This window comes from Paenibacillus baimaensis, assembly GCF_025567575.1.
The window spans coordinates 1-2,821 of sequence record NZ_JAOQIO010000047.1 but is presented as its reverse complement, the minus strand read 5'-3'; the positions used below and the strand labels follow the sequence as shown (position 1 = coordinate 2,821).

The following is a 2,821-nucleotide window of genomic DNA, read 5'->3' as shown; positions in this document are numbered from 1 at the left end:
AGCATCACGACATGACGGCAACCGGTCGCGCGATCGGTTGCTGTCGTTCGTTGAAGTAACGGGCAGATAGTGGGGCAAACAAGCTGAACTAAATAAATACACAAGATGCTCTGCGCTTCTATCATGGATTATAATTAATTAGTAACATGAAAATGAAATAATTTCTCTTAAATTAACTGTATAAGGATTCCATCTTCCTCCGAAAAATCTATATCCTAAAATCGATGTCCTTCCGACAAAAGTCAGATAGAACCAAAAGCTATCTCCATTATTGAGCCATATGAAAGTGTATTGATCCAAACAACCAGAAATTGTCCCAAGGTCAACAGCATATGGAGACATTTGAGGTACATATGAGGGTGGAGGAGAAGTTGGTCCTTGCTGCGGTATAAATCCCATTCGATTTATTCACTCCTTATTAATTGGGCTTCTAACTCAGTGTATGCCGAGATAAAAATTAGGGATTGGATATACGCCCATATCTATCTCGTAAATAAGTATGGAATAGTTTTTGTGTTCTGAATTCCCATCATTTCTGCATTAAAGCCACTTGCTGAAAGTAGCTTTTCTCATGGATAATAATGCAATACGTGAGGAAATTTCATTGCGGTTCACAGTAGGCGATATATTCGAAATTAGGGAACGATAACGGCTGCTCGTTGAACTAACGGGCAGCACTTATAATGATGGGGTACTAGTAACCAGACAAGAGGTGGTTTAATGTCCGAATATTCTCAAATACAAACTTGTATCAAAAGTAACCCCGAAAATTTCAAGGACGTTGTAAAGCAATTTGCAGAAGTGCTAAACTCTCTGGGACTTGATTCTAAATACTTCATAACTGATCAGGAATGGGAACTCTTACACACTCTGTTGGTTGGTGGTGACGCGGAAGAACAGTTATTTAATAATGGTGGGTACCAACTCCATATTCGCCCATATATGACGGGATGGACCCCACAGGAAATAAAAGAACTCCAAGACACTTGGATAGAAGTTAGTTTACTGTTCTTGACAGTAGAAATTGAAAATCGAATTGGACAGATAAAAGATGAACACAAACCCCTCGTATGGGCAATGATGGAAAAGTTCTCAAAAGAGTTTACAGAAAGCGGAGTGTTTTTCACAAACGAAGTTTCAGATGGAAGACCTTGGGAGGCATTAATATCTGGGGAAAAAGAAGGCATATGGGAATTTGATGCAGCCATTCTGCCTGAATTTTTGTCTCATACATATAAGGATTGCCCTACTGAAATGTTCATTAGCATTAATGCAAACACAATTTTTGTTGCCAGGAAGTCTATCTGGAGGACTGAACCTTGGTTGACAATTGATTAAGCTAAGGGGCAGGAATGCTCAATAAAACTATTTTGATTAAAGAGTAAGTGTGGTAAAATAGTGGTAAAATATGTTAACTGATCGGGGAGGGAATATGGAAATATCAATCGGAAGTGCTCATCAAGATGACTACGAGCAGTTCTTCTTTTGTTATATTGAAGTAACGGGAGGATAATGAGAAGTTCAATTATCTGAAAAAAAGTTTTTACATAGGGACAAATGTTCTGTATTAATATATACAAAATAAGGAAAATAAGAGGTGTGCTTATGGATATCGCCTTCGAACTAATTGAAAGCATTGCGGTTAAGTTCAGATCTGAAAAAAAATGGACTCTTAAAGCGATTGAAGAACTAGTAGAAGAAGATATTACTTGGTCCCCAGGACTTGAAAGTAATAGCATTGCAAATCTTGTTGCTCATATTAGAGGTGCAGTACATTCTCGAATTGAAACAATCTTTTTTAATATACCGGACACGCGAGACAGAGATAAGGAATTTAAACGAGAGCTTGAAATGTCAAAAGAGCAAGCATATAAAATGACACAAGAATCATTTGATATACTCCTTCAATATCTTGAGCAGTTGAAATCAAATCCCTCGTTATTGCTAACTCAACCATTTCTCCATTTGCCTCCGCTTACATACAGCCAAGTAACTAACGAGACGACAGCCCTTAACCTAATGATGGCGATGTTCAGAGAGATCCATTATCATACAGGGCAAATAGGGTATTTAGCAAAAATGAGGAAGGGTCGACCAGTACGGCCATAAGACAAAGTAAAGTTAGGCGTCGGTGATACCGTTTTTGTTCTACATAGATTGAACTAACGCAGAACTATAGATAGCTCAATAAATATTCAGAACGAGGCTGCTGACATGGATCGGCAGCCTCGCTGTACGAACGGGCAGTTATGCTCAATAAGGAAATACATGAATAATTGTGTCATTCTTAATAAATTTTGAATGAGCTCTGAACTAATGATAATTTATAAAAGCGATGAAATGCCATCATTGAAGGAAGTCATAGCACTATATAACAGAGCTACTTTAAGACGACCTAACGACGAGAGACGAAAGGAATTGATGTTAAAGAATAAGTATCCGCTTGGCATAACGGGAAGTTAGTGGGTTTCTTGAGAGCATTCACAGACTTTTGCTTTGATTGTTACATTAACGATATTGTTGTTGATCCTGAGTACCAGGGGACGGGAATCGATAAAGGACTAGTAGAGTATTTAAAACCACAATTAGAAAAGGGTACATTGATGTTCCTTATATCTGCCCCTGAATCTAAAAGTTTTTATAAAAAAATCGGATTTAATAATTTTAAAGATATCGAAGATACATGGCACCAAGTTATTAAATAACCCATTACATCTTTAAGCTAAACATTCCTGTATAGCCTAAGAAATGGGCTTTGACAAAAAAGGAGCGCCTCGGTATGATGGGTTTGTCGACGGGTAAATACCCACACCATCAAGGA

Annotated in this window: 2 protein-coding genes and 1 pseudogene; all 3 read left to right on the top strand. The window is 37.8% G+C overall.

Annotation, left to right across the window (positions count from 1 at the left end; genetic code table 11):
- Window positions 1-720 precede the first annotated feature (720 nt).
- Window positions 721-1,338, top strand: a complete 618-nt coding sequence (locus OB236_RS14710) for a hypothetical protein (protein WP_262684682.1) — start codon at window positions 721-723, stop codon at window positions 1,336-1,338.
- A gap of 267 nt (window positions 1,339-1,605) precedes the next feature.
- The gene (locus OB236_RS14705; RefSeq protein ID WP_262684681.1) at window positions 1,606-2,109 is read left to right on the top strand and encodes a DUF1572 domain-containing protein; all 504 of its coding nucleotides are present in this window, start codon (window positions 1,606-1,608) and stop codon (window positions 2,107-2,109) included.
- 341 nt (window positions 2,110-2,450) lie between these two features.
- A pseudogene (locus OB236_RS14700) lies at window positions 2,451-2,705 on the top strand (GNAT family N-acetyltransferase); the annotation flags it as partial.
- Between the last annotated feature and the right edge of the window lie 116 nt (window positions 2,706-2,821).